This window comes from Xanthomonas massiliensis, from assembly GCF_900018785.1.
In the GTDB taxonomy this organism is placed as follows: domain Bacteria; phylum Pseudomonadota; class Gammaproteobacteria; order Xanthomonadales; family Xanthomonadaceae; genus Xanthomonas_B; species Xanthomonas_B massiliensis.
The window spans coordinates 1-19,255 of sequence record NZ_FCOY01000005.1 but is presented as its reverse complement, the minus strand read 5'-3'; the positions used below and the strand labels follow the sequence as shown (position 1 = coordinate 19,255).

General features: G+C 68.8%; 18 protein-coding genes and 1 riboswitch. Of the genes, 8 read left to right on the top strand and 10 right to left on the bottom strand.

From position 1 onward, the window contains the following. The first annotated feature begins 125 nt into the window (after nt 1-125). Nucleotides 126-1,082: a ferrochelatase gene (gene hemH / locus BN3794_RS01900; protein WP_066093263.1), complete on the top strand. Its 957-nt coding sequence runs from the start codon at nt 126-128 to the stop codon at nt 1,080-1,082. Continuing rightward, a complete protein-coding gene (locus BN3794_RS01895) occupies nt 1,079-1,966 on the top strand; it encodes an alpha/beta fold hydrolase (protein ID WP_066092533.1) in 888 nt (295 codons plus the stop codon). The genes hemH and BN3794_RS01895 overlap by 4 nt, the downstream gene beginning before the upstream one ends. Nucleotides 1,967-2,087: 121 nt before the next feature. On the opposite strand, the gene BN3794_RS01890 is transcribed toward BN3794_RS01895, so the two are convergent. The 3 genes from BN3794_RS01890 to ttcA all read right to left on the bottom strand — a co-directional run bounded on the left by BN3794_RS01890 (nt 2,088) and on the right by ttcA (nt 4,855). Next, entirely contained in the window at nt 2,088-2,879 is a 792-nt protein-coding gene (locus BN3794_RS01890) for a YgjP family zinc-dependent metalloprotease (RefSeq protein ID WP_066092531.1), read from the bottom strand. 44 nt (nt 2,880-2,923) lie between these two features. After that, nucleotides 2,924-3,829 (bottom strand): recombination-associated protein RdgC, encoded by a 906-nt coding sequence (locus BN3794_RS01885; RefSeq protein ID WP_066092525.1) that lies wholly within the window; start codon nt 3,827-3,829, stop codon nt 2,924-2,926. 117 nt (nt 3,830-3,946) lie between these two features. Further along, complete coding sequence (gene ttcA / locus BN3794_RS01880) at nt 3,947-4,855, bottom strand: tRNA 2-thiocytidine(32) synthetase TtcA (protein ID WP_066092522.1); 909 nt, start codon at nt 4,853-4,855, stop codon at nt 3,947-3,949. A gap of 55 nt (nt 4,856-4,910) precedes the next feature. Between ttcA and BN3794_RS01875 the strand changes: the two genes are divergently transcribed. The 3 genes from BN3794_RS01875 to metE all read left to right on the top strand — a co-directional run bounded on the left by BN3794_RS01875 (nt 4,911) and on the right by metE (nt 8,569). Beyond that, nucleotides 4,911-5,117, top strand: a complete 207-nt coding sequence (locus BN3794_RS01875; protein ID WP_066092519.1) for a YdcH family protein — start codon at nt 4,911-4,913, stop codon at nt 5,115-5,117. A 76-nt stretch (nt 5,118-5,193) separates the two neighbouring features. Then, nucleotides 5,194-5,754, top strand: coding sequence for a DUF488 domain-containing protein (locus BN3794_RS01870; RefSeq protein ID WP_147675618.1), 561 nt, complete (start codon nt 5,194-5,196; stop codon nt 5,752-5,754). Between the two features lie 53 nt (nt 5,755-5,807). Then, nucleotides 5,808-6,065: riboswitch (cobalamin riboswitch) on the top strand. Between the two features lie 212 nt (nt 6,066-6,277). After that, on the top strand, nt 6,278-8,569 hold the full coding sequence (gene metE / locus BN3794_RS01865) for a 5-methyltetrahydropteroyltriglutamate--homocysteine S-methyltransferase (RefSeq protein ID WP_066092516.1): 2,292 nt from the start codon (nt 6,278-6,280) through the stop codon (nt 8,567-8,569). A gap of 809 nt (nt 8,570-9,378) precedes the next feature. On the opposite strand, the gene BN3794_RS01860 is transcribed toward metE, so the two are convergent. The 3 genes from BN3794_RS01860 to BN3794_RS01850 form a co-directional block, all read right to left on the bottom strand. Further along, complete coding sequence (locus BN3794_RS01860) at nt 9,379-10,086, bottom strand: MgtC/SapB family protein (RefSeq protein ID WP_066092513.1); 708 nt, start codon at nt 10,084-10,086, stop codon at nt 9,379-9,381. A 115-nt stretch (nt 10,087-10,201) separates the two neighbouring features. Then, nucleotides 10,202-10,585, bottom strand: coding sequence for a VOC family protein (locus BN3794_RS01855; protein ID WP_187128031.1), 384 nt, complete (start codon nt 10,583-10,585; stop codon nt 10,202-10,204). 5 nt (nt 10,586-10,590) lie between these two features. Beyond that, nucleotides 10,591-11,862 carry an MFS transporter gene (locus BN3794_RS01850; protein ID WP_066092508.1) on the bottom strand — a complete coding sequence of 424 codons (1,272 nt, stop codon included), beginning with the start codon at nt 11,860-11,862 and terminating at the stop codon, nt 10,591-10,593. 97 nt (nt 11,863-11,959) lie between these two features. Here BN3794_RS01850 and BN3794_RS01845 point away from each other — a divergent pair, with 97 nt between their 5' ends. Then, the gene (locus BN3794_RS01845; RefSeq protein ID WP_066092503.1) at nt 11,960-12,847 is read left to right on the top strand and encodes a LysR family transcriptional regulator; all 888 of its coding nucleotides are present in this window, start codon (nt 11,960-11,962) and stop codon (nt 12,845-12,847) included. A 311-nt stretch (nt 12,848-13,158) separates the two neighbouring features. Here the strand turns inward: BN3794_RS01845 and BN3794_RS01840 are convergent, their stop codons facing one another. The 3 genes from BN3794_RS01840 to BN3794_RS16190 all read right to left on the bottom strand — a co-directional run bounded on the left by BN3794_RS01840 (nt 13,159) and on the right by BN3794_RS16190 (nt 15,455). After that, entirely contained in the window at nt 13,159-13,821 is a 663-nt protein-coding gene (locus BN3794_RS01840; RefSeq protein ID WP_066092500.1) for a VOC family protein, read from the bottom strand. A gap of 38 nt (nt 13,822-13,859) precedes the next feature. Next, nucleotides 13,860-14,222 (bottom strand): acyl-CoA thioesterase, encoded by a 363-nt coding sequence (locus BN3794_RS01835; protein WP_066093258.1) that lies wholly within the window; start codon nt 14,220-14,222, stop codon nt 13,860-13,862. An 879-nt stretch (nt 14,223-15,101) separates the two neighbouring features. Then, nucleotides 15,102-15,455, bottom strand: a complete 354-nt coding sequence (locus BN3794_RS16190; protein ID WP_160330878.1) for a hypothetical protein — start codon at nt 15,453-15,455, stop codon at nt 15,102-15,104. A gap of 368 nt (nt 15,456-15,823) precedes the next feature. Here BN3794_RS16190 and BN3794_RS15720 point away from each other — a divergent pair, with 368 nt between their 5' ends. Further along, nucleotides 15,824-16,048 (top strand): SymE family type I addiction module toxin, encoded by a 225-nt coding sequence (locus tag BN3794_RS15720; protein WP_078059528.1) that lies wholly within the window; start codon nt 15,824-15,826, stop codon nt 16,046-16,048. Nucleotides 16,049-16,363: 315 nt separating this feature from the next. Here BN3794_RS15720 and BN3794_RS15715 read toward each other — a convergent pair whose 3' ends face one another. Next, entirely contained in the window at nt 16,364-17,359 is a 996-nt protein-coding gene (locus tag BN3794_RS15715) for an SDH family Clp fold serine proteinase (RefSeq protein ID WP_078059527.1), read from the bottom strand. 926 nt (nt 17,360-18,285) lie between these two features. Between BN3794_RS15715 and BN3794_RS01830 the strand changes: the two genes are divergently transcribed. Next, nucleotides 18,286-19,209, top strand: coding sequence for an IS110 family RNA-guided transposase (locus BN3794_RS01830; RefSeq protein WP_066092200.1), 924 nt, complete (start codon nt 18,286-18,288; stop codon nt 19,207-19,209). The last annotated feature ends 46 nt before the right edge of the window (nt 19,210-19,255 follow it).

Here is a 19,255-nt window from a genome sequence, read left to right as displayed (position 1 = left end):
CGATCGGCAAGAAGGTACCGCAAGCAGCTGAATCGTGCCGGTATGTGGCGCCCGATGCCAGCGCCGATCGCCGCGATCGCCACGCCGTGCATGGCAAGGCGGCGGTGCTCTGCGACAATGCCGCCATGCCCGACGCTCCCGATACCGCCCTGCTGGCGGTCAACCTAGGCACGCCCGAGGCGCCCACCGCGCCGGCGGTGCGTCGCTACCTGGCCGAATTCCTCAGCGACCGCCGCGTGGTCTCGCTGCCGCGCTGGCTGTGGAAGCCGCTGCTGCATGGCCTGATCCTGCCGCTGCGCGGCCCGCGCTCGGCGCACAAGTACGCGCAGGTGTGGCTGGACGGCGGCTCGCCGCTGGCGGTGCACACCGACGCCCTGGCCCGGCGCCTGCAGGCGGAGCTGCCGCACTGGACCGTGCGCGCGGCGATGCGCTACGGCGCCCCGGCGCTGGCCCCGGCCCTGGACGCACTGCTGGCCGGCGGCGCGCGCCGCATCGTGGTGCTGCCGCTGTACCCGCAGTACTCGACCACCACCACCGCCTCGGTGGAGGACGTGGTCCGCGCCTGGCATCGTCGCCACCCGCAGGCCATGGTCGAGGTGGTCTACGACTACGCCGACGACGCGGCCTGGGTCGAGGCGGTCGCCGGCGCGATCCGCGCCTGGTGGCAGCGCCACGGCCGCGGCGAGCACCTGATGTTCTCCTTCCACGGCCTGCCGCAGCGCGTGGCCGATGGTGGCGACCCGTACCCGCAGCGCTGCCAGGCCAGCGCGACGGCCATTGCCGCGGCGCTGGGCCTGCAGGCCGGGCAATGGTCGCTGGGCTACCAGTCGCGCTTCGGCCAAGAACGCTGGCTGCAGCCCTACGCCGAACCCACCCTGTGGGCGCTGGCCGAGGGTGGCCACAAGCAGATCGACGTGGTCTGCCCGGGCTTCGCCTGCGACTGCCTGGAGACGCTGGAAGAGGTGGGCATCGGCTTCGTGCGCACCGTCGGCGAGCGCGGTGCGCAGCTGCGCTACATCCCGTGCCTGAACGACGCGCCGGCGCACGCCCGCGCGCTGGCCGGCATCGCCGCGCGCGCATGAGGCTGGACGAGCTCGCGCTCGAGCTGCCCGCGGGCCGGATCGCCGGCCTGCGCGGCGGCCGCCGCGGCGCGCGCCGGGTGCTGGCCCTGCATGGCTGGCTCGACAACGCCGCCGGCTTCGTGCCGCTGGCCCCGCACCTGGGCGAGGTCGACCTGGTCGCCGTCGACCTGCCCGGCCACGGCCACAGCGCGCACCTGCCGGCGGGCGCGGAATACACCCCGACGGAAGCGGTGCTGGCGGTGCTGGCCATCGCCGACGCGCTCGACTGGCCGCGCTTCACCCTGCTCGGCCATTCGCTCGGCGCCGGCATCGCCACCCTGGTGGCCGCGGCGGCGCCGGAGCGGATCGAGGCGGTGGCGGCGATCGAGGCGCTGGGGCCGTTGTCCGCCCCGGCCGCCGACACGCCCGCGCGCCTGCGCGAAGCGATCCAGGCCCGGCGCGCGGCGGCGCGGCCGCTGCGGGTGTTCCCCGACCTGGCCACCGCGGTGCGGGCGCGCATGCTTGCCAACCACCTCGACGAAGCCGACGCGCGCCTGCTGGTCGAGCGCGGCGTGCGCACGGTCGATGGCGGGCTGGCCTGGCGCACCGATCCGCGCCTGACGCTGCCCACCCCGGTGCGCCTGGGCGAAGACCAGGTGCGCGCGCTGCTGGAGGCGATCGCCTGCCCGGTGCTGGCGGTGTTCGCCGAGCCCGCGCAGCCCTATTTCCCCGAGGCCCAGCGCCGCGAACGGCTGGCCTGCCTGCGCCACGGCCGCAGCGTGGCGATGCCCGGCATCCACCACCTGCACCTGCAGCATCCGGCCGCGGTCGGCGGCCATGTCCGCGCCTTCTTCGAGGCGCTGCCGGCGGATGCCGCGGCCGGTTCCCCGCCGCCGGCCCGATAGCAGGCCGGCACTTCGCCCCCCCGGTATCCGGCGAACCGTCGCCGCGCGGCGCGATCCCCTTCCGCCGGCACGCCCGGGAGCCGGGCGGCGCACGACGGTGCGGGCCCGCCGCGCCGCGCGCCTAGCCGGACGGCTGCAGCAGCGCGCGCAGGGTCGCCTTGATGCGGCGGCCGTGCTCGTGGAACCAGTCGCGCTCCTCGCGCCAGTGCGGGCAGCGCGCTTCCACCTCGGCCCAGAATGCCGGCGAGTGGTTGGCCTGGAGCAGGTGGCACAGCTCGTGCACCAGCACGTACTCGAAGGCCGCCGGCCGCGCCAGCACCAGGGCCAGGTCCAGCGCCATGGTGCCGTCGGGAGCCAGCGAGCCCCATTGCGAGGACATGATCTTGTAGCGCACCGCGCGCGGCGCGCGCGGCAGGCCCGGCAGGTACCGGGGCAGCCAGCGGCCGACGTCGGCGCGCGCCTGGGCTTCGTAGAACGCGCGCAGGGTGCGCCGCAGCGCGGCCTCGCCGGCGCGTGCCGGCAGCAGGAAGTGCGCGCCGTCGGCGTGCAGCTGCAGGTCGGCGTAGCGGCCGGCCTGCCAGTGCAGCGGCAGGTCCTGGCCGCGCAGCGGCAGGTGCGTGCTCTGCCAGGGCACCAGCGCGGCACCGGCCGATTCGGCATGGCAGCGGCGCAGCTGGGTGGCCAGCCAATGGCGGTGCTCGAGCAGGAAGCGCTCGCCGGCGACGGCGGCGGCCCGCGCCGGCAGGGTCAGGCGCGCGCCGCGTTCGTCCACGCTGAGCTTGATCCGGCGCGCGCGCGGATCGCGCACGCGCCGCACTTCCACCACTTCGCCGTCCTCGAGCTGCACCTGCACGCTGTCGCGCTCGATCACCGCGGCGGGGGGCGCGAACAGGCGACGAAAGGCTCCGGACATGGCGGCAGCTTCTCACACGGCGCCGTCGCGCGGCGCCGCCCCGCTCACTCGGCCTTGCTCAGCTTCAGCGCCTGTTCGAGCAGCAGGAACAGGCGCCGCACCTCGCCGGTCATCAACGCGAACTGCGCGTCCAGCTCGGCGCGCATGCCGTCGGTGTCGGTGTTCTCCAACTGGTCCAGCGCGCCGTCGAGGAACTTGAGCTTGCGGATCACCAGGTCCTCGCCGAGCACGAAGGAGACATGGTCGTCCAGGTTCAGCGCCAGCTTGGTGACCTGCTTGCCGGCCTCCAGGTGCTTGTCGATCTCCTCGCAGCGCAGCTCCTGGTGCTGGCACTTGACCACCGCGCCGCCCTCGATCGGGTCCTTCATCTCGCATTCCTCGCCCAGCGACAGGCCCTCCGGCAGCGGCTCGCCGGCGATCCAGCCGGTCAGCACGCTGCGCGGGGCGACCTCGGCGTTGAGCGGCAGCGCCGGGAAGCTGCCGAGCAGGCCGCGGATCTCGCTCATCACGTTCTCGCCGCTCTTGCGGCTGGAAGTGTCCACGGCGACGTAGCCGTGCTGCAGGTCGAGCATGGCGTCGGTGCGCGAGGACTTGACGAAGGCGCGCGGCAGCAGCTCGTGCACCAGGTCGTCCTTGAGCCGCTTGCGCGCCTTGCCGCCGGGCTTGCGGCCTTCCTTCTCCTCGATCTCGGCCAGCTTGCGCGCCAGCAGGTCGTTGACCACCGAGCCGGGCAGGATCTTGTCCTCCCCGCCCACGGTCAGCCACAGGAAATCACCGAGGCGATGGCTGAGCGCCTCGGTCTCGTCGCGGCCGAACGGGGAGATGAAGCCGCGCGAGGTCATCTCCAGCGGGCCGACCGGCTTGAGCAGCGCCTCCGGCAGCAAGGTGTCCACGGCGGAGAAGTCCACGGCGGTGGGAAAGCGGAACAGGGTCAGGTTGCGGTAGAACATGCGGAATCCGGAAGTGGGGAAATGCGTAACGTGGGGGGATGGCCGCGCGGCGCAGTGCGGGCAGGCGCCCGCGCTTGCCGCCCGCGCCGCGGCGGCGGCCGACGCCTGGCCACGGGCTCAGGGCTCCGGCGCGGCGTCATGCGCCTGACCGGCCAGCCAGGCATGCGCGTCGGGCGCTGGCGCGGCGCCGCGGCGGCCCAGCGCGAGGAAGTCGAACAGCGCCGGATCGGCCAGCTGCGAAGGCTGGACGTTGGCCAGCGCGCGGGCGATCTGCTCGATGCGGCCGGGCGATTCCCTCTCCCACGCCTGCAGCAGGTTGCCGACCTGGCGGCGCTGCAGGTTCGCCTGGCTGCCGCACAGGTTGCACGGGATGATCGGGAACCGGCGCGCGGCGGCATAGGCGGCGATGTCGGCCTCGCGCACGTAGGCCAGCGGACGGATCACCACGTGGCGGCCGTCGTCGGACAGCAGCTTGGGCGGCATCGCCGACAGCCGGGCGTGGTGGAACAGGTTCATGAAGAAGGTGGCCACCATGTCGTCGCGATGGTGACCCAGGGCGATCCGGGTGAAGCCGTGCTCGGCGGCATGGCGGTACAGCGCGCCGCGGCGCAGGCGCGAGCACAACGAGCACAGGGTCCTGCCTTCCGGGATCACCCGGCTGACCACCGAATAGGTGTCCTGCTCGATGACGCGGAAATCCACGCCGAGCGCGCGCAGGTAGTCCGGCAGCACGTGCTCCGGGAAGCCCGGCTGCTTCTGGTCCAGGTTGACCGCGGTGATCGAGAACCGCACCGGCGCGGCGGCCTGCAGCTGCAGCAGGAGGTCGAGCATCGTGTAGCTGTCCTTGCCGCCGGACAGGCACACCATCACCTTGTCGCCGTCCTCGATCATGCCGTAGTCGGCGATGGCCTGGCCGACCTGGCGGCGCAGGCGCTTGGCCAGCTTGGCGTGCTCGCGGCCGGCGGCACGGCCGTCGCGGGCCGGCGCGGGCGGGACGGGATCGGGCAAGGGGATGACGGCGCTCATGCCCGTCCATTCTACCCTCGCGCCACCGCCGCCCCGGCCGGTGTAAAGTCGGGCCGTGGACCTGTCCGATGCTCCCGACCTCGCCGCCCGCCTGGCCGACCTGCGCCGGGAACACCGTCTGCTGGACACCGACATCGCCCGCCGCGCGGCCGATCCGCAGGGGGACGAACTGGCGATCAAGCGCCTGAAGAAGCGCAAGCTCCAGCTCAAGGACTGCATCGCCCGCCTGGAAAGCGCGCTGATCCCGGACGAACCGGCCTGATGCGCCGCCGCGCCCGCAGGCCGGCCTCACCGCCGTGCCGGCCGCCGTGCCGCGCCGGCGCGGCGGGACGCTAGCGGTGCTGTACGGCATCGGCCACTCGACGTTGCCGCTGGAACGCTTCCTCGCGCTGTTGCAGGGTGCCGGGGTGCGCTGGCTGGCCGACGTGCGCGCGGTGCCGCGCTCGCGCCACGTGCCGCAGTACAACGACGACGCCCTCGCCACGGCGCTGGGGCTGGCCGGCATCGGCTACCGCCACCTGCCGGCGCTGGGCAACCGCCGCGGTCCGCAGGGCGTGCCGGCGGCGACCAACGCGTACTGGCGCGAGCCGGCACTGCACCACTACGCCGACTACGCGTTGGGCCCGGCATTCGCGCGCGGGCTGGCCAGCCTGCGTGCGCTGGCACGGCAGGCGCCGTGCGCGTTCATGTGCGCCGAAGGCGACTGGCGGCACTGCCACCGCCGGATCATCGCCGACCACCTGCTGCAGGCCGGCGAGGCCGTGGCCTGGCTCGGTGCCGAAGGCGCCACCGCCGCGCAGGCCAGCCCGGCCATGCGCGCCGACGCGCACGGCCGGCCCGTCTATCCGGCGGCGATCGTGCCCGGCACGACCGGCGACCTGTTCGGTCCCCTGCCCTGAACGCGCCGCGGCGCCGGCATCCGCATCGCGCTTGACCGCGCCGGCGGCGGCGCCTAACCTGCGCCCGCCGAAGGTATCCATCGCTTCATTCGGATGAAGGGATGGATTTAAACGGGAATCCGGTGACGGCCGCATGCCGCAAGGCATCGGCCCATTCCGGAGCTGCCCCGCAGCGGTGAATGGAAACGACCTCCGTCAACAGCACTGGCGCAGCCGCAAGGCGATGCCGGGAAGCGGCGGACAGTAGGCGGCGCACGCATCGCGTGCCCATGTCCATCAGCCCGAATACCGGCCCCGGCCGGAGGACACGAGCGTCCTTCGTTTCGACCTGGCTGCCTCGCGGGAGGCGGGCCGGAGCCTGCGTCCGCGGTCCGCCGCGTGCGCCCTCCGTCCCTGCCCGCAAGGCTTCCGGTTCGCCCGCGGGGGCGAAGGTCGCTGGCGTGGCGGGTTCCCGTGCGAGCGGGACGCGGCGCGCGGTTCCTTCGTTCCTCAATGCCACCGATGCAATGAGGACACACACACCATGACGATCGTGACCAACCTGGGCTTCCCGCGCATCGGCGCGCGGCGCGAACTCAAGCGCGCGCTGGAAAGCCACTGGCGCGGCGAGACCGACGCCGCACAGCTGCAGGCCGCCGCCCGCGAACTGCGCGCGCGCCACTGGCAACTGCAGCGCGAAGCCGGCGTGGACCTGCCGCCGAGCAACGACTTCAGCCTGTACGACCAGGTGCTCGATGCCGCGTTCCTGTTCGACGCCATCCCCGGGCGCTACCGCGCGCTGGCCGATGCCGATCCGCTGGCCGGCTACTTCGCCATGGCGCGCGGCCACCAGGCCGACGGCGTGGACCTGCACGCGCTGGAGATGACCAAGTGGTTCGACACCAACTACCACTACATCGTCCCCGAGCTGCACGCCGGCCAGCCGTTCGCGCTGCGCGGCGACAAGCCGCTGGCCGAGTTTCTCGAAGCGCGGGCGCTGGGCATCGCCACCCGGCCGGTGCTGATCGGCCCGGTCACCTTCCTGCTGCTGTCCAAGACCAGCGATGGCAGCGACCGCCTGGCCCTGCTCGAGCGCCTGCTGCCGGTCTACGCCGAACTGCTCGGCAAGCTGCACGCGGCCGGCGCCGAGTGGGTGCAGATCGACGAGCCGGCGCTGGTGCTGGACCTGGACGAGGCCGCGCGCGCGGCCTTCCGCCGTGCCTACGAGTTCCTGGCGCAGGCGGCGCGGCCGAAGCTGCTGCTGGCCACCTACTTCGGCGCGCTCGGCGACAACCTGGAACTGGCCACGGCGCTGCCGGTGGAGGGCCTGCACGTGGACCTGGTGCGCGGGCTGGAACAGCTCGACGCCGTGCTCAAGGCGCTGCCGCCCGGGCGCGTGCTGTCCGCCGGCCTGGTCAACGGCCGCAACATCTGGCGTGCGCCGCTGGACAACGCGCTGACCCTGGCGCGCTACGCGCAGGGCCACGTCGGCGCGGACAACCTGTGGCTGGCGCCGTCGTGCTCGCTGCTGCACGTGCCGGTGGATCTGGCGCAGGAGAAGTCGCTGGATCCCGAACTGCATGGCTGGCTGGCCTTCGCCCGGCAGAAGCTCGGCGAGCTGCGCACCCTGGCCGACGCGCTGGACGGCAAGCCCGAAGCCGAGCCGGCGCTGGAACAGGCGCGGGCGGCGATCCAGTCGCGCCGGCGCTCGCCGCGGGTGCACCGGGCCGAGGTCGGCCGCCGCCTGGCCGCGCTCGGGCCGGATGCGGCCCGGCGCGCCTCGCCGTATCCGCAGCGCCGCGTCGCCCAGCACGCCGCGCTGGACCTGCCGCTTTACCCGACCACCACGATCGGTTCGTTCCCGCAGACCCACGCCGTGCGCGAGGCGCGGGCGCGGAACAAGTCCGGCAAGCTCTCCGACGCCGACTACGCCGCCTTCCTCGAGGCCGAGACCGAGCGCTGCGTGCGCTTCCAGGAGCAGGTCGGGCTGGACGTGCTGGTGCACGGCGAGTTCGAGCGCAACGACATGGTCGAGTACTTCGGCGAGCAGCTCGACGGCTTCGCCTTCACCAAGCTGGGCTGGGTGCAGAGCTACGGCAGCCGCTGCGTGAAGCCGCCGATCATCTACGGCGACGTCGCGCGGCCGGCGCCGATGACGGTGCGCTGGTCGCAGTACGCGCAGTCGCTGACCGACAGGCCGATGAAAGGCATGCTGACCGGCCCGGTGACGGTGCTGCAGTGGTCGTTCGTGCGCGACGACCAGGAGCGCGCGCAGACCTGCCGGCAGATCGCGCTGGCGCTGCGCGACGAGGTCCGCGACCTGGAGGCGGCCGGCATCGGCGCCATCCAGATCGACGAGCCGGCCATCCGCGAGGGCCTGCCGCTGCGCCGCGGCGACTGGCAGGCCTACCTGGACTGGGCGGTGGAGAGCTTCCGCATCGCCTCGTGCGGGGTGCGCGATGCCACCCAGATCCACACCCACATGTGCTACTCCGAGTTCAACGACATCATCGAGGCGGTGGCGGCGATGGATGCGGACGTGATCTCGATCGAGACCTCGCGCTCGCGCATGGAACTGCTCGACGCGTTCGTCAGGTTCCGCTACCCCAACGAGATCGGCCCGGGCGTGTACGACATCCATTCCCCGCGCGTGCCCGGCGTGGCCGAGATGGTGGAATTGCTGGAGAAGGCGCGCGACGTGCTCGCGCCCGAGCAGCTGTGGGTCAACCCCGACTGCGGCCTGAAGACCCGCGGCTGGGACGAGACCCGCGCCGCGCTGACGGCGATGGTGGAGGCGGCACGGATCCTGCGCGCGCAGCAGGCACAGGCGGCCTGAGCGAGGGCGGCGGGGATGCCGGGAGTTCGCCGGCATCCCCGCCCGCGTCGAAGGGTGCCGTTCCCGACCCGCTTCGGCACGGTGCCGCGCACGCCGCGCCCGGCCAGGATGGCCGCCTTCCGACACGGCTGACTCACTGTCTGGAAAAGTTTCGGCGCTGGGACACATCGAATGCCTGGACCGCAAGGCTCCTGGCCTGCCCAGGCATTCTTGGAATCCGGATCGAGTCGCGCGCGCCAGACCTTGTCCCGTCGGCCCCGCGAAGGCGCACTACCCACTGGAGAAGTTTTCCTGCCTTGTCCGCGAGGGTATGCGGCAACGTTGTTGCGACGTCGCTTGGCAACGACGAGACTCGGATCGTGACGCCGGCATCTGTGTACTCGCCGTTCCCGCACAGGCGGGGGCCCAGTGCCTGTGCTTCGCTGGATGAGGCTACCGAGAGATCTCGTAGCTGGCTGACGAAAAAGCTCGTAGCTGGCCGATTTCACCGCAGAGGTCCCTGGACGATCAGTCGTTCAGCCGCAGAAGGGCGTTTCCGCCTCCGTGCACAGGTGTCTGGAGAAACCCCTGGTCGTCGCTCCCGCGCAGGCGGGCACCCGTGGACGTTGCCTCGGTCTGCGTGAACGTCCCGCGGTCCCCGCCTGCACGGGGACGATGAGAACCGAGGTCCGGCGCGCAAGCCGCGATCCGAGTCACGGCAGGGTCCCGGCATGCCGGGAGCCGGACGCTCGAGGCACTGCCGTCCCGGCGACAGAACTTCCCCGGGCCACAGTGGGCAACGCCGGGAAGACGGCACCCGCGCCGCCGCCTCAACCGCGCGGCGGGCGCCCTGGCTCCTCCGCCCCCAGCAGCCCGACCGAGGTGATGCCCTCGACATCGCCGAGGCGGTCGGCCACCTCGAGCAGGCGCTTGCGGCCCAGCAACGGCGGGCACATCACCTCGACCGTATCCTCGCGGTCGTCGCGGCGCTCGAGCACGATCTGCGTCACCGGCACGTGCAGGTCGGACAAGGCCGCCTCCACCTTGGCCAGCGACGAACCGCGCGCCAGCGTCACCCGCAGGCCGTTGCCCGGCGTGCGCTGCAGCCAGCGCATTTCCAGCGGCTTGAGCAGGGCCAGGATCATCCACGACAAGGCCGTCGCCAGCATCGCCGCGGCATACAGGCCGGCACCGGCGGCGAGGCCGATCATCGCCACCGCCCACAGGCTGGCGGCGGTGGTCAGGCCGCGGATCACCTGTTCGCGCTGCAGGAACATGATGGTGCCGGCGCAGACGAAGCCGATGCCGCTGACCACCAGCGAGGCCACGCGCGAGGGGTCCAGCGAGATGCCCGGCTGCCCGGCCAGCGGCAGGAAGCCATAGGCCGACACCAGGCTGCCCAGCGCCGCGCCGACGCATACGAGCATGTGGGTACGCAGGCCGGCGGCCCACTCCAGGCGGCCGCGGTCGATGCCGATCACCGCGCCGAGCAGCGCGGCCAGCAGCAGGCGCAGGACGATCTCACCGGTGGACAGCATCGCCAACCCTCGCGCGGACGGGACACCAGCATACGGCCCGGTCCGTCGCGCCGGCCACCACGCCCGGCTGCCGTGCCGCCCTGGCGGACAACGGCCAGCTACCGCCGGCGGACGTTCAATCCGCGTAGTTGCAGAGTTCGACCAGGTTGTCGTCCGGGTCGCGCACGTAGAGCGACAGGATCGGGCCGGTGGCGCCGGTGCGCGCGACCGGGCCGCATTCGATCGCCACCCCGGCCGCTTCCAGCTGCGCCTGCACCTGCTCCAGCGGCGTGGCGGCGACCAGGCACAGGTCGGCCGAACCCGGGGTCGGACGGCGGGCCTTGGGTTCGAACTCGTGGCCGGCCTGGTGCAGGTTGATCTTCTGCGCGCCGAAGGCCAGCGCGGTGCGGCCTTCGCCGAAGCGCACCACCTCCATGCCGAGCACGTCGTGGTAGAAGCGGCAGCTGGCCGGGATGTCGGCCACCGTCAGCACCAGGTGGTCGAGGTGGTCGATGCGGATCATGTTCAGTGCTCGGCGGTGGGCAGGATCGGGCGGCCGGCGCCGGGCGGGCCGGCGCGGGTGTCGTCCGGGGCGTGGCGCTGCAGCCGGCGCGCGGCCAGCATCGCCGCCACCAGCAGGACCAGGGCGAAGCCGACCAGGGCCTTCCAGCCGCCGTGCTGCCAGAACCAGCCGCTGCTGGAGCCGACCACGCTGGAGCCCACGTAGTAGGCCAGCAGGTACAGCGAGGCGGCGTGGCCCTTGTTCGCCCCGCCCATGCGGCCGACCCAGGCGCTGGCCGCGGAGTGGGCGACGAAGAAGCCGATCGTCAGCAGCACCACCCCGCCGATCAGCAGCGGCAGGCTGTGGGCGAGCGTGCACAGCAGGCCGACGATGCAGGCAGCCACGCCGGCGCTGACCACCGGCCCGCGGCCGAAGCGGTCGGAGGAGAAGCCCGCCATCGAGGAGCCGACGATGCCGAACACGTAGGCCGCGAAGATCAGGCTGATCTGGCTCTGGCTCAGGCCGAACTCGGGCCCACCCAGGCGGAAGCCGGCGTAGTTGTACACGCTGACGAACACGCCCATCACCACGAAGGAGATGGCGAACAGCAGCGGCAGGAACGGATGGCGCAGGTGCCCGTACCAGGCGCGCAGGTGGAAGTGCAGGTCCACACCGCGGTGGCGCACGAAATGGCGCGAGGGCGGCAGCAACAGCACGAAGCCGACCGCCAGCACCAGGTCGAACAGGCTCAGCGCGGCCATGGCGGTGCGCCAGCCGAAATGCTCGGTCAGCACGCCCATCATGATCCGCCCCATCATGCCGCCGAAGGCGTTGCCGCCCACGTACAGGCCCACCGCCGCCCCCAGGCGCGCGGCCGGCACTTCCTCGGCCAGGTAGACCATCGCCACCGCCGGCACGCCGCCCAGGGCGATGCCGGACAACGCGCGCGCGACCACCAGCGACCCCCAGTGCGGCAGCAGCGCGGCGACCAGGTTGAGCAGCGCCGCCAGGCTCATCGACACGAACATCAGTCCGCGCCGGCCCAGGTTCTCCGACACCGCGCCGGCGCAGAAGATCGCCAGCGCCAGGCAGCCGGTGGCCAGCGACAGCGGCAGCGAGCTGGCCGCCGCGCTCACCCCGTACTCGCGGGCGAACTCGGGCAGCAGCGGCTGCACGCAGTACAGCAGCGAGAAGGTGGCGAAGCCGGCCAGGAACAGCGCGATGCGGATGCGTCCGATATCGGGCGCGTCCTCCTGCGCAGCGGCCAGCGCGGATGGACGGACGGTGGTGTTCACGGCGCTTGTCGGGGTTCGGAAGGCGGCAGTATTCGCTCACGCCAGCCTTGTGTCCAATATATGATGACCGCCGTCTCCATATTCAATAGGTATCTCCATGGAGCTGCGCCACCTGCGCTACTTCCTGGCCGTGGCCGAGGAAGGCAACTTCACCCGCGCCGCCGCGCGCGTGGGCATCGCCCAGCCGCCGCTGAGCCAGCAGATCCGCGCCCTGGAGCAGGAACTGGGCACGCCGCTGTTCCGCCGCACCCACCAGGGCGCGGAGCTGACCGAGGCCGGGAGCGCACTGCTCTCCGACGCGCGCCGCGTGCTGGCCGACGTGGAGTCCGCGGCCGACGCCGTGCAGCGCGTGGCCCGCGGCGAACGCGGGCGCCTGCGGGTCGGCTTCACCGCCTCGGCCGCGTTCAACCCGGTGGTGCCCACGCTGATCCGCAATTTCCGCCGCGCCTGGCCGGGGGTGATCCTGGTGCTGCAGGAAACCAACACCGCCGGCCTGCTCAAGCAACTGCTGGATGGCCAGATCGACGCCGCGTTCATACGCCCCAGCCGCTCCACCCCCACCGAGCTGGACCGCGTGCAGTTCCCCGACGAGCCGATGAAGATCGCCGTGCCGGCCGCCCATCCGCTGGCCCGGCACGCGCGCCTGCCGCTGAAGGCCCTGGCCGAGGAACCGTTCATCCTGTTCCCGCGCAGCTTTGGCTCCAGCCTGTACGACGAGATCATGGACGCCTGCCGGCGCGCCGGCTTCACCCTGCACATCAGCCAGGAGGCGCCGCAGATGTCCTCCATCGTCAACCTGGTGGCGGCCGAGCTGGGCGTGTCGGTGGTGCCGCAGGCGATGACCCAGGTGCAGCTGCCGGGCGTGCGCTACCTGGACATCCAGGGACCGGCGCCGGTGGCGCGCCTGACCCTGGCCACGCTGCCGGACCCGCAGCCGCGCATCGTGCTGCAGCACCTGCTGGACCTGGCGCGCGCGCTGGCGTGAGGGGATAGGCGGGATAGGCGGGATAGGCGGGATAGGCGGGGAGCATGCGACCTGAAGGAGGATTGCGGATCTAAGGTTGCGAATCTTTCGCCTCCCTCGCCTGTCGGAGAAGGCCGTCGCCTGCCGCCTGCCGCCGGTCGCGACATCCCGACAGCCATGCGGTCGCATCGACCACGGCCATGGCCGGTGCAGGTCCCGCCCCCCCCCCGACAGCACCGGATGACATCCATCGGCCGCGGCCATGGCACGTCGCCGGATTTCAAATATCGAAGCCGATGGCCGCGGCGCCGGCGCCTTGCGCCGGCTTTCCTTCAGTCCGCGCGTACCTGCCAGCCGGACGCGTCCGCCAGCACGCCCGGGCGCACGTCCCGGACGTGCACGCGCAGGCCATCGCCACGCGGCAGGCGGGTCTGGTCGGGGAACCAACGCCGCTGCGCATCGCCGAGGATCAGCAACCCGGCATCGTCGCCCATCGGCGCGAAGACCGGCGAGGGCGGGGACAGCGGGCCGAGCCCGAAGACCGCCGTGCAGGCCGCGGCAGTGGCCGCCACGTCCGCGCACGGCAGGCCGATCTCGCTGATCGACAGCAACGCTTCCGGGCCGAATGCGCCATACCCGTCCGCCGCGACGCGCTGGCGCGCGATCAGTTCCAGCACCGCCCCGTCGGGGCCGTCGAAGTACACCGATTCCGAGCGCCAGGCATTACCGAAGGTGAAGCGCGTGGCACCGTGCGCGTCGGCCAGCAGCGGCACGCGCGCCGCCAGCCATGCCGCCGCGGCCTCCAGCCGGTTGCGCGGGATGTTGAAGGCCAGGTGCCAGGCGCGCGCGCTGGCTGCACCCGGACGCACGACCAGGCGACTGGCGCCCACCCGCACCGCACCGTCGTCCGCCAGCGGCAGGCCCAATACATCGCGATAGAACGCCACCGTCGCCGCCGGCACGGGAGCCGGCATCTCGATCTGCACGATCCGCATGTGGTCGTCTCCCGGCCGGCGCGGCGATCCGCGCCCGCTCAGCCCCCCGTCGCCGACAGCGGCAGCGGTGGTGCCGGAGTCGGTTTGCCCTGCGCGTCCAGCGCGACCATCACGAAATGGCCGCGCGTGCACAGCGCCCGGCTCCCGCTTAGCAGGTTCTCGGTAATTACCTCCACGTCCACATGCATGGACGTACGCCCGACCTTGACGATGCGCGCGATCGTCTCCACCAGATCGCCCTTGCGGATCGGCTGCTGGAAGTCCACCTGCTCCGAACGCGCGGTCACCACCGTGCAGCGCGCATAGCGCGAGGCCACGATGAACGAAGCCATGTCCATCCATGCCAGCGCCTGGCCGCCGAACAACGTACCCAGGTGGTTGGTATGGTCGGGGAACACCATTTCCAGCAGCCGCGCCTCGGTCGGGCGGGCCGGATTGTCGACGACAGCACTCAATGCACTACTCCGATTCAAGGCAAGGTCATCAGCACACCATGGACGGAGTTATGCCGACGCCAAGGCACTCGCCCGGCAAACCAGGGCAACCATCGCTGTGTGGTACGGCCAACCCGACACGAGTCCTACACCGCGGTGCGGAATCCTGATCGAATTCCGGCGCTCGACCGCGGTGGATACATGGGCCGGGGAATCCAGCGCGACCTGTATGTCCGGCAGCGCCTGGCCGGCCACCCGGCACTTGGTACTCCGCAAGTAGGCCCAATGGCCAAAACAGCGAGACAGACCAAAACCAAGAAAGGCAGCCACTTTGCAACGTGAGCCGAGAAAGGAACCGCGAGAGCAGAGGACGCTGTCAGAAGCAATGTCGCCCCAACTGAGTCCCAAGCCTACCCGCCCTTGATGGACACCGCAGAGCACGGCCATTGCCATCCGCAGTGCTCGCACTGCAGCCAGGAACCGCCGGCAATGTTAGCCAAGGAATCAGTCGCCGATATCGCACACTCACACCTAACGCCTGAGTTAAGCCGAGCCGCGAAGGGGTGTCGGCTTGAATGGATTGTTAGGCCGCGCGCCCGGTGAGCATGGATGCGACCACGAAGACGATGATTACAATAATGGTGCTGACAAACCAGATCACTGCCGTAACAACAGGGCCAATTAGCAACTTAATGATCCGGCCAGTCTCTGTTACGGGTATTGGTTTGGCGGCGTTTTCGCGCCGGAGTCGAGTTGTCGATGATCTCTCTATGCACACCTAACGCCTGAATTAAGCCGCGCCGCGAAGCGGCGTCGGCTTGAATGAATTGTTAGAGGGCGGCTGACTCATGGCACAACAGCCACCCATGACTTGTGCCAACGAGTCACGTTGCCGCTGCGAGAATGCTCCGCTGGTGTGAAACGCCGCTGATAACGAACGCCTTTGTGCTCAACGACCTCCTTGCTCCTCGCCTCCGGAAAGAGATGATCCAGCTCTCGCTCCACGATCTCGTGTTCGGATAGCGGGATGTCTCCGGAGCACTTTAAGTGAGCTTCAATCAAGTCGACCTTTGCTTTAGCTGCATTCCTATCCGAGTGGAATTTATTGGGATTGTTGCCGCTGTAGTTATCCCAGCGAGCCTCGATAGCTTCGCGCTCTGTTTTGGCCTTTTCTAGGTCAGGGATGGTGTACAAGTCCAAGCCCTCTAACGCCTGAATTAAGCCGCACCGACCGCGGCCTGTCGAGTGCAGTATGGCCCCAGGCGCGGCAGTGTTCAACGGAGCCAAGGACGGCGTCGGCTTGAATGAATTGTTAGGCCCTTGCTCGCGAGTTGACCGCAAGCCGGTAGGGCGTTAGATTAACCCAAGGTACTCAACATACCTTCCGCTAGCAGTGCCCGCGACTGAAACGCGGTTTTTTTGCGTCCATAGTTTCTATGGCCGAGTAGCGTCCAGTCATACAAGACCCGGCTTGCCGGGGAAAGCTGGGGGCCGTCTAGCGGCGGTGTTGAAGTACTCGGTCGCCCTCTCAACAGGGGCATAACTCAACAAACCGCTAGGAGGCCACTATGGCCGCAAAGAAAAAGACTGTACAGCCGAAGCCGCGCTTTTTAACAATTGGCTATCAGGTCTACGAGAGCCGGCACAGAGACATAGAGCGTCGGACCCGACCGCGACAAGTGCCGTTCCTGCGTTTGAGTAGCGCTTGGCTGCAAGCGGCAGGGTTCAAAGTAGGCCAGAAAGCACGAGTGCAAGTCACTAAGCGCGGAATTATGATTTTAGCCGAAGAGTAATGCGGAAAATGCCGCAGACGGATAAACATCCGCCTGCGGCGTTCTGCTTTGCATGGGCCTAACGCCTGAGTTAAGCCGCGCTGCGAAGCGGCGTCGGCTTGAATGAATTGTTAGGCTTCTATTTGCGTATCGCAGATTGCCCAATCAGTAACCACTTCATCCGCGCGAACTAGAATGTGATTCTTCATGATCTGATCAAGAGAATCAGAGATGAGTGCGGATGGTTGGGCGTAGCTCACATAGCGAGCCGAGCAAGAACTAGGGGCGGGTATCTGTCTTGCAGAGGGTGTGGCGTCTAAGTACGTGACGTGAAATTTAGTCTTCATGATGCCAAGCCTCGAAACTGCGGCGATCCTCAGTAGCTTCTTGTTGGCCAGCCGGCGTAGGAACGGCGACCCGCCGTAGCTTACCTTTGCTAGAGAACTTTGTCGAACCACCCTCTACGCTCTCCAGTAGGCCGCGTGTGAATATGTAGTCGACTTCTGGATCTTGGCCTAGCACAAGGTTCGGGTCGTACGGGCTGAGGAGTTGCAGTTCTGATGCGTAATCATCGTGTAGTGCTTTGATGATTTTGTACTGCGATTCAGTTGGCTTCTTGATCTTTAGGCCGAGTTGGTTCGCAGCCTCACGTCGATTGATGGTGTAGTCATGCGACCCGCTGTCACTGCAAAGAAAGTCAAGAATGCGGTCAACCTTGCTCTCATCTTTGATATGGCTTGAGAGAAGCCTCTTGCCAAGCATTCGGATTTGAGTTCGTGAGCGATAAACGTTCCCAAGAACTAGCGGATTAAGTTGGTGGCCTAAGTTTACAACAAGCTGCATCATCTCGCTTTCTGATGTAACTCCAAGGCTTTTGGCGAAATCGAAATAGCCAATGACAGATTCAACACTAACTGGTACACGAGCCATAGGGTTTGGCCCTGGAGCTGCGGGATTTAACGGGCCGTTGATGCTCGGATCAATAGGGCCAAGTGTTGCTTGCTTGGTCATCATTAGGCTTGAGGCACCAAGAGCGATAAGCGTGGCAGTTGAGTGTGCTTTTGTCGGAATAATTACTGTTAATTCATCACAGAATTGTCTGACTAGATTGACGATATTCCAGCCAGCAAGAAGGTCGCCTCCACGGGAGTAGATTACGAGGCATATTTTGTCTGTTACACCAATTGTATCGAGATGATGTACGAAGTAGTCAACGACGTCTTGAGCAATTTGAATTCCAAGATTCTGTCTGTCTCCCGTTACGTAGCAGAGTACTTTTGATTTTGTGAATCTCTCAATCTTCTTGTAGAGTTCTTTTCGCTGTTCGTACATATGATCCCCCCTGATGTCTGATATAGAAGCCTAACGCCTGAATTAAGCCGCGCCGCGGAGCGGCGTCGGCTTGAATGAATTGTTAGGCGGTGGTGCCAGGAGGTGATAAACCATGGACTGTGCTCCCCAGCACTGCCGCCGCCAGCCGAGCATGCCACAGATGGCGGGCTTGGGGCTTGCCCGAGGCACTGACCGCTGGATGTAACCGAAGCCGAAGGCAGCGAGCGCAGCGGGGTGATGAAGCGAAAGGGCGAAGCGGCGACCGGTCCGATGGCGGTGAACGTGAAGACGGCGACCCGGAGCCGACCGCCGAAGCGCCAAGGTGCTTGCCGAAGAAGGAAGCCGCACCGCACCTATGGCACTACCGCCTAACGCCAGAATTAAGCCGCGTTGCGAAGCAACGTCGGCTTGAATGATTTGTTAGGCGGCTTTGGCAGAGAACCTGCCGTCAGCCGATACCGCCCGCCTTGAACTGCGTAACGAAAGTTGATGATGCCACAGCGCACAGGACGAGGCTTGCCCGGTGAAGCCTGCCGCGCGGAACCACCGAAGCCAGCGGCAAACCGAGTGCGGCAGGCGTGACGCCAGGGCCGAAGTTATGGGCTTGCCGGCAGCAGAAGCGGTGAAGAGCGGTGACCGGAGCCGGCCGGAAAACGGCCAGTGGATCTGCCGAAACAGAAACCGCCACCCAACTTTGCTCCAATGCCGCCTAACGCCTTATGTCTTGATTTTCCCCTAGCTTAGGCGCCGAGAGCCCGGCGTGCGCGCCCGATAACGCCTCGGTGTAGCAGCACCGTAATTCAGCAGGGGCCGCACGCCGGATCTCGCGCCCTGCGCCCGGACAGTTGACCGAGGTCTCCCTCGAACTGATAAGCGTGGGCTCGGGCGCGATGCTCTCGACCGGCCAACTCTAACGGAGAACGGGCATGACGGCAGTGGGCATCGATGTGGGCAAGGCAAACCTGGACGTGGCCATCGAGGGCCGGCCCAGGGTGGTGCGGGTGGCCAACAGCGCGGCAGGCATACGCAAGCTGGTCCGGCAGCTGGCGGGGCTGAACCAGGCCCGTATCATGGTCGAGGCCACCGGTGGCTATGAAGAGCCCCTGCTGGAGGTCTGCTGCGATGCCGGCCTGTGGGTGGCCCGGGTCAATCCCCGCCAAGCCCGCAACTTCGCACGCGCCGCCGGGGACGTGGCCAAGACCGACGCCATCGACGCCCGGCTGCTGTGCCTGATGGCAAGCATGTTCGCCGACCGGCTGCAGCGCTACCGCGCCCCGTTGCCCTGGCAACGCGAGCTTCGGGACTGGCTGCGCCGACGCGGCCAGGTGGTCACGGCGCTGCAGGCCCACCGCCAGCAGATGGTGATGTGTCCGGGGCCGATCCGGTCGCTGGCGGCGAAGACCATGACCGCCCTGCGCCGCGAGCTGGCGGCGATCGACCAGCAAATGAAGGTCCTGCTGGACACGCATGCAACGCCGGCCCTGGGCTCCTGCAAGGGCCTTGGACCGATCTTCCAGGCCACCAGCCTGGCGCTGCTGCCGGAGCTGGGCGCGTTGACCCGCCGCCAGATCGCACGCCTGGTCGGCGTGGCGCCGATGAACCGAGACAGTGGCCAGAGCAGTGGTGTACGCCGGATCCGTGGTGGGCGGGCTCCGGTGCGCGTGGCCCTGTACATGGCCACGCTGTCGGCGGTGCGCTGGGACGAAACGATGAAGGCGCACTACAGGCAACTGCGCGCACGCGGAAAGCTGGCCAAGGTCGCGCTGGTCGCCTGCATGCGCAAGCTGCTGACGATCGTCAATGCGCGGCGACGCGATGAGTTGCTGCGGGAAGCCGCAGTGCCTGCCTGACCGCTGGTCGGAAGACAGTTGCTGAATTAAGCCGCGCCGCGAAGCG

Coding starts and splice junctions, on each gene's coding strand:
- hemH (WP_066093263.1), top strand. CDS start 126: ATGCCCGACGCTCCCGATACCGCCCTGCTGGCGGTCAACCTAGGCACG.
- BN3794_RS01895 (WP_066092533.1), top strand. CDS start 1,079: ATGAGGCTGGACGAGCTCGCGCTCGAGCTGCCCGCGGGCCGGATCGCC.
- BN3794_RS01890 (WP_066092531.1), bottom strand. CDS start 2,879: ATGTCCGGAGCCTTTCGTCGCCTGTTCGCGCCCCCCGCCGCGGTGATC.
- BN3794_RS01885 (WP_066092525.1), bottom strand. CDS start 3,829: ATGTTCTACCGCAACCTGACCCTGTTCCGCTTTCCCACCGCCGTGGAC.
- ttcA (WP_066092522.1), bottom strand. CDS start 4,855: ATGAGCGCCGTCATCCCCTTGCCCGATCCCGTCCCGCCCGCGCCGGCC.
- metE (WP_066092516.1), top strand. CDS start 6,278: ATGACGATCGTGACCAACCTGGGCTTCCCGCGCATCGGCGCGCGGCGC.
- BN3794_RS01860 (WP_066092513.1), bottom strand. CDS start 10,086: ATGCTGTCCACCGGTGAGATCGTCCTGCGCCTGCTGCTGGCCGCGCTG.
- BN3794_RS01845 (WP_066092503.1), top strand. CDS start 11,960: ATGGAGCTGCGCCACCTGCGCTACTTCCTGGCCGTGGCCGAGGAAGGC.
- BN3794_RS01840 (WP_066092500.1), bottom strand. CDS start 13,821: ATGCGGATCGTGCAGATCGAGATGCCGGCTCCCGTGCCGGCGGCGACG.
- BN3794_RS01835 (WP_066093258.1), bottom strand. CDS start 14,222: ATGGTGTTCCCCGACCATACCAACCACCTGGGTACGTTGTTCGGCGGC.
- BN3794_RS15720 (WP_078059528.1), top strand. CDS start 15,824: ATGGCCGCAAAGAAAAAGACTGTACAGCCGAAGCCGCGCTTTTTAACA.
- BN3794_RS15715 (WP_078059527.1), bottom strand. CDS start 17,359: ATGTACGAACAGCGAAAAGAACTCTACAAGAAGATTGAGAGATTCACA.
- BN3794_RS01830 (WP_066092200.1), top strand. CDS start 18,286: ATGACGGCAGTGGGCATCGATGTGGGCAAGGCAAACCTGGACGTGGCC.